At 49.0% G+C, this 5,488-nt stretch carries 2 tRNA genes and 3 rRNA genes; all 5 read right to left on the bottom strand.

Annotated elements, in window-relative coordinates:
* Positions 1-21: 21 nt before the first annotated feature.
* Positions 22-136, bottom strand: a 5S ribosomal RNA gene (gene rrf / locus AC1M9D_RS13800).
* Between the two features lie 180 nt (positions 137-316).
* A 23S ribosomal RNA gene (locus tag AC1M9D_RS13795) occupies positions 317-3,208 on the bottom strand.
* Between the two features lie 379 nt (positions 3,209-3,587).
* Positions 3,588-3,663 (bottom strand) — tRNA-Ala (locus tag AC1M9D_RS13790).
* A gap of 58 nt (positions 3,664-3,721) precedes the next feature.
* Positions 3,722-3,798 (bottom strand) — tRNA-Ile (locus tag AC1M9D_RS13785).
* A 61-nt stretch (positions 3,799-3,859) separates the two neighbouring features.
* A 16S ribosomal RNA gene (locus tag AC1M9D_RS13780) occupies positions 3,860-5,397 on the bottom strand.
* Together the 16S, 23S and 5S rRNA genes with 2 tRNA genes alongside form the textbook arrangement of a ribosomal RNA operon.
* Positions 5,398-5,488: the final 91 nt, after the last annotated feature.

Below are 5,488 nucleotides of genomic sequence, written 5' to 3'. Positions count from 1 at the left end.
AAGGGGGTGTTTAGAATAATGAGCTGGCGATGACTTACTCTCACATGGGTAACCCCACACTACCATCAGCGCTAAGAGGTTTCACTTCTGAGTTCGGGAAGGGATCAGGTGGTTCACTCTTGCTATTGTCGCCAGCACAACTGTTGTGACTTTGCTTGGGTCTTATTCGCATATATTGTTTGCGTGCCTTTGCTTGGTCAAAGAAGTTATTAACAGCTATTTGAGTTGCTTTAATTTGTGCAGTTTAGCGTTTTATCTAACTAAATCAAGTTATTTGTCATGATTTGAACCACAACACCAACTGTTTGGGTGTTGTATAGTCAAGCCTCACGAGTAATTAGTATTGGTCAGCTTCATACGTCACCGTACTTCCACATCCAACCTATCAACGTTGTAGTCTTCAACGGCTCTTTAGAGGACATAAAGTCCTTGGGAAATCTAATCTTGAGGTAGGCTTCCCGCTTAGATGCTTTCAGCGGTTATCCCTTCCGAACATAGCTACCCGGCGATGCGACTGGCGTCACAACCGGTACACCAGAGGTTCGTCCACTCTGGTCCTCTCGTACTAGGAGCAGATCCTCTCAAATTTCCAACGCCCACGGTAGATAGGGACCGAACTGTCTCACGACGTTCTAAACCCAGCTCGCGTACCTCTTTAAATGGCGAACAGCCATACCCTTGGGACCTGCTTCAGCCCCAGGATGAGATGAGCCGACATCGAGGTGCCAAACACCGCCGTCGATATGAACTCTTGGGCGGTATCAGCCTGTTATCCCCAGAGTACCTTTTATCCGTTGAGCGATGGCCCTTCCATACAGAACCACCGGATCACTAAGACCTACTTTCGTACCTGCTCGACTTGTGGGTCTCGCAGTTAAGCGCGCTTTTGCCTTTATACTCTACGCGTGATTTCCGACCACGCTGAGCGCACCTTCGTACTCCTCCGTTACTCTTTAGGAGGAGACCGCCCCAGTCAAACTACCCACCAGACATGGTCCTCGCTCCAGATAATGGAGCAGAGTTAGAACCTCAATATTACCAGGGTGGTATTTCAAGGACGGCTCCATAGAAACTGGCGTTTCTACTTCAAAGCCTCCCACCTATCCTACACAAGTAAGATCAAAGTTCAATGTCAAGCTGCAGTAAAGGTTCACGGGGTCTTTCCGTCTAGCCGCGGGTACACCGCATCTTCACGGCGAATTCGATTTCACTGAGCCTCTGCTGGAGACAGCGCCGCCATCATTATGCCATTCGTGCAGGTCGGAACTTACCCGACAAGGAATTTCGCTACCTTAGGACCGTTATAGTTACGGCCGCCGTTTACTGGGGCTTCGATCAAGAGCTTCGCTTACGCTAACCCCATCAATTAACCTTCCAGCACCGGGCAGGCATCACACCCTATACGTCCACTTTCGTGTTTGCAGAGTGCTATGTTTTTAATAAACAGTTGCAGCGGCCTGGTTTCTGAGGCTGCCAGTAGCTCAAGGAGCAAGTCCTATCACCGCCGGCAGCGTACCTTCTCCCGAAGTTACGGTACCATTTTGCCTAGTTCCTTCAGCAGAGTTCTCTCAAGCGCTTTGGTCTACTCGACCTGACCACCTGTGTCGGTTTCGGGTACGATTCCTGTGTAACTGAAGCTTAGAGACTTTTCCTGGAAGTATGGTATCAGCCACTTCGCTAGTAAACTAGCTTGCTATCGATTCTCAGCATAGAGTACCCCGGATTTGCCTAAGATACATGCCTACAATCTTCCACCTGGACAACCAACGCCAGGCTGACTTAACCTTCTCCGTCCTCTCATCGCATTACACAGAAGTATTGGAATATTAACCAATTTCCCATCGACTACGCCTCTCGGCCTCGCCTTAGGGGTCGACTCACCCAGCCCCGATTAACGTTGGACTGGAACCCTTGGTCTTTCAGCGAACGGGTTTTTCACCCGTTTTATCGTTACTCACGTCAGCATTCGCACTTCTGATACCTCCAGCAGACTTCTCAATCCACCTTCATCGGCTTACAGAACGCTCCCCTACCACTTGCAATAAATTGCAAATCCGCAGCTTCGGTACATAGTTTTAGCCCCGTTACATCTTCCGCGCAGGCCGACTCGACTAGTGAGCTATTACGCTTTCTTTAAAGGGTGGCTGCTTCTAAGCCAACCTCCTAGCTGTCTATGCCTTCCCACATCGTTTCCCACTTAACTATGATTTAGGGACCTTAGCTGGCGGTCTGGATTGTTTTCCTCTTGACTACGGACGTTAGCACCCGCAGTCTGTCTCCCGGATAGTACTCATTGGTATTCGGAGTTTGCATCGGTTTGGTAAGTCGGGATGACCCCCTAGCCGAAACAGTGCTCTACCCCCAATGGTATTCGTCCGAGGCGCTACCTAAATAGCTTTCGGGGAGAACCAGCTATCACCAGGCTTGATTAGCCTTTCACCCCTATCCACAAGTCATCCCCTGGCTTTTCAACGACAGTGGGTTCGGTCCTCCAGTAAGTGTTACCTCACCTTCAACCTGCTCATGGATAGATCGCCTGGTTTCGGGTCTACACCCAGCAACTAAACGCCCTATTAAGACTCGATTTCTCTACGGCTCCCCTATTCGGTTAACCTTGCTACTGAATGTAAGTCGCTGACCCATTATACAAAAGGTACGCAGTCACCACACGAAGTGGCTCCCACTGCTTGTATGCATGCGGTTTCAGGATCTATTTCACTCCCCTCACAGGGGTTCTTTTCGCCTTTCCCTCACGGTACTGGTTCACTATCGGTCAGTCAGGAGTATTTAGCCTTGGAGGATGGTCCCCCCATATTCAGACAAGGTTTCACGTGCCCCGCCCTACTCGACATCATCATGTAAGCCCTTTCGTGTACAGGACTATCACCTACTATGGTTGCACTTCCCAGAGCATTCCACTAAAGCTTACATAACTTAATGGGCTTTTCCCCTTTCGCTCGCCGCTACTGAGGGAATCTCAATTGATTTCTTTTCCTACGGGTACTGAGATGTTTCACTTCCCCGCGTTTGCCTTGCAACACTATGTATTCATGTTGCAATACCTATCTTATGATAGGTGGGTTCCCCCATTCAGATATCTCCGGATCACAGGATATTTGCCGCCTCCCCGGAGCTTTTCGCAGGCTATCACGTCTTTCATCGCCTCTGACTGCCAAGGCATCCACCACATGCACTTAATTACTTGACTATACAACCCCAAACAGTCGTTCGATCCTACAAGTAGATCGTTCAACATTACAGTTTGAAGTACTGTGTATCTAAACACTGTACAGCTTCAATTCAAATTCATATACCAAAACGCTTGATTCAGTTAATTTCGCTAGTTCTCATTTCAATCACTTCAACTCAATAACTTACGTTATCTCGTTTCCGCTCTTTCTATGAGTATGAACAAATTATTTCAACTCAAATATATGCTGTTAATGATTCACTACGTCTTCGTCAGATCGCAGTCAACTGTGATAAATCACAGAGCTTAATAATCAAGGCGTGCAGTATACACAGCTTTATTACTAAGCTCTATAAGCTATCAACTCGTTTGCTTACTACGTATTCGAATGAATACGTGGTGGAGACTAGGAGAGTCGAACTCCTGACCTCCTGCGTGCAAAGCAGGCGCTCTACCAACTAAGCTAAGTCCCCAGCTTATCATTTAGATCAATGTATCTTTCTGTTCCTGTATGAATTGCTTCGTCAGTAGTGGTGGGTCTGACAAGACTTGAACTTGTGACCCCACGCTTATCAAGCGTGTGCTCTAACCAACTGAGCTACAGACCCTCAGATACATCGTCATGAAGAACAACTTGTTGTGGATTCTTACCAATCGTCAATCTTTCGTTAAGGAGGTGATCCAGCCGCAGGTTCCCCTACGGCTACCTTGTTACGACTTCACCCCAGTCATCGGCCACACCGTGGTAAGCGTCCTCCTTGCGGTTAGACTACCTACTTCTGGTGCAACAAACTCCCATGGTGTGACGGGCGGTGTGTACAAGGCCCGGGAACGTATTCACCGCGGCATTCTGATCCGCGATTACTAGCGATTCCGACTTCATGGAGTCGAGTTGCAGACTCCAATCCGGACTACGATCGGCTTTTTGAGATTAGCATCCTATCGCTAGGTAGCAACCCTTTGTACCGACCATTGTAGCACGTGTGTAGCCCTGGTCGTAAGGGCCATGATGACTTGACGTCGTCCCCGCCTTCCTCCAGTTTGTCACTGGCAGTATCCTTAAAGTTCCCGGCTTAACCCGCTGGCAAATAAGGAAAAGGGTTGCGCTCGTTGCGGGACTTAACCCAACATCTCACGACACGAGCTGACGACAGCCATGCAGCACCTGTATGTAAGTTCCCGAAGGCACCAATCCATCTCTGGAAAGTTCTTACTATGTCAAGACCAGGTAAGGTTCTTCGCGTTGCATCGAATTAAACCACATGCTCCACCGCTTGTGCGGGCCCCCGTCAATTCATTTGAGTTTTAGTCTTGCGACCGTACTCCCCAGGCGGTCTACTTATCGCGTTAGCTGCGCCACTAAAGCCTCAAAGGCCCCAACGGCTAGTAGACATCGTTTACGGCATGGACTACCAGGGTATCTAATCCTGTTTGCTCCCCATGCTTTCGTACCTCAGCGTCAGTATTAGGCCAGATGGCTGCCTTCGCCATCGGTATTCCTCCAGATCTCTACGCATTTCACCGCTACACCTGGAATTCTACCATCCTCTCCCATACTCTAGCTTCCCAGTATCGAATGCAATTCCCAAGTTAAGCTCGGGGATTTCACATCCGACTTAAAAAGCCGCCTACGCACGCTTTACGCCCAGTAAATCCGATTAACGCTCGCACCCTCTGTATTACCGCGGCTGCTGGCACAGAGTTAGCCGGTGCTTATTCTGCGAGTAACGTCCACTATCCAAGAGTATTAATCTTAGTAGCCTCCTCCTCGCTTAAAGTGCTTTACAACCAAAAGGCCTTCTTCACACACGCGGCATGGCTGGATCAGGGTTCCCCCCATTGTCCAATATTCCCCACTGCTGCCTCCCGTAGGAGTCTGGGCCGTGTCTCAGTCCCAGTGTGGCGGATCATCCTCTCAGACCCGCTACAGATCGTCGCCTTGGTAGGCCTTTACCCCACCAACTAGCTAATCCGACTTAGGCTCATCTATTAGCGCAAGGCCCGAAGGTCCCCTGCTTTCTCCCGTAGGACGTATGCGGTATTAGCATCCCTTTCGAGATGTTGTCCCCCACTAATAGGCAGATTCCTAAGCATTACTCACCCGTCCGCCGCTAGGTCCAGTAGCAAGCTACCTTCCCCCGCTCGACTTGCATGTGTTAAGCCTGCCGCCAGCGTTCAATCTGAGCCATGATCAAACTCTTCAGTTTAAAATCAATAGTACCTAAAGGGTACCAATCTTGGCTCATCAATTACTGACAAAAAATTTGCTCAAATAAACTTCGAGAAATTTCTACCAAT

Source organism: Acinetobacter sp. ANC_7682 (genome assembly GCF_056779795.1).
Note: the sequence above shows the minus strand (reverse complement) of the source record. Positions and strands in the feature narration are given on the sequence as shown.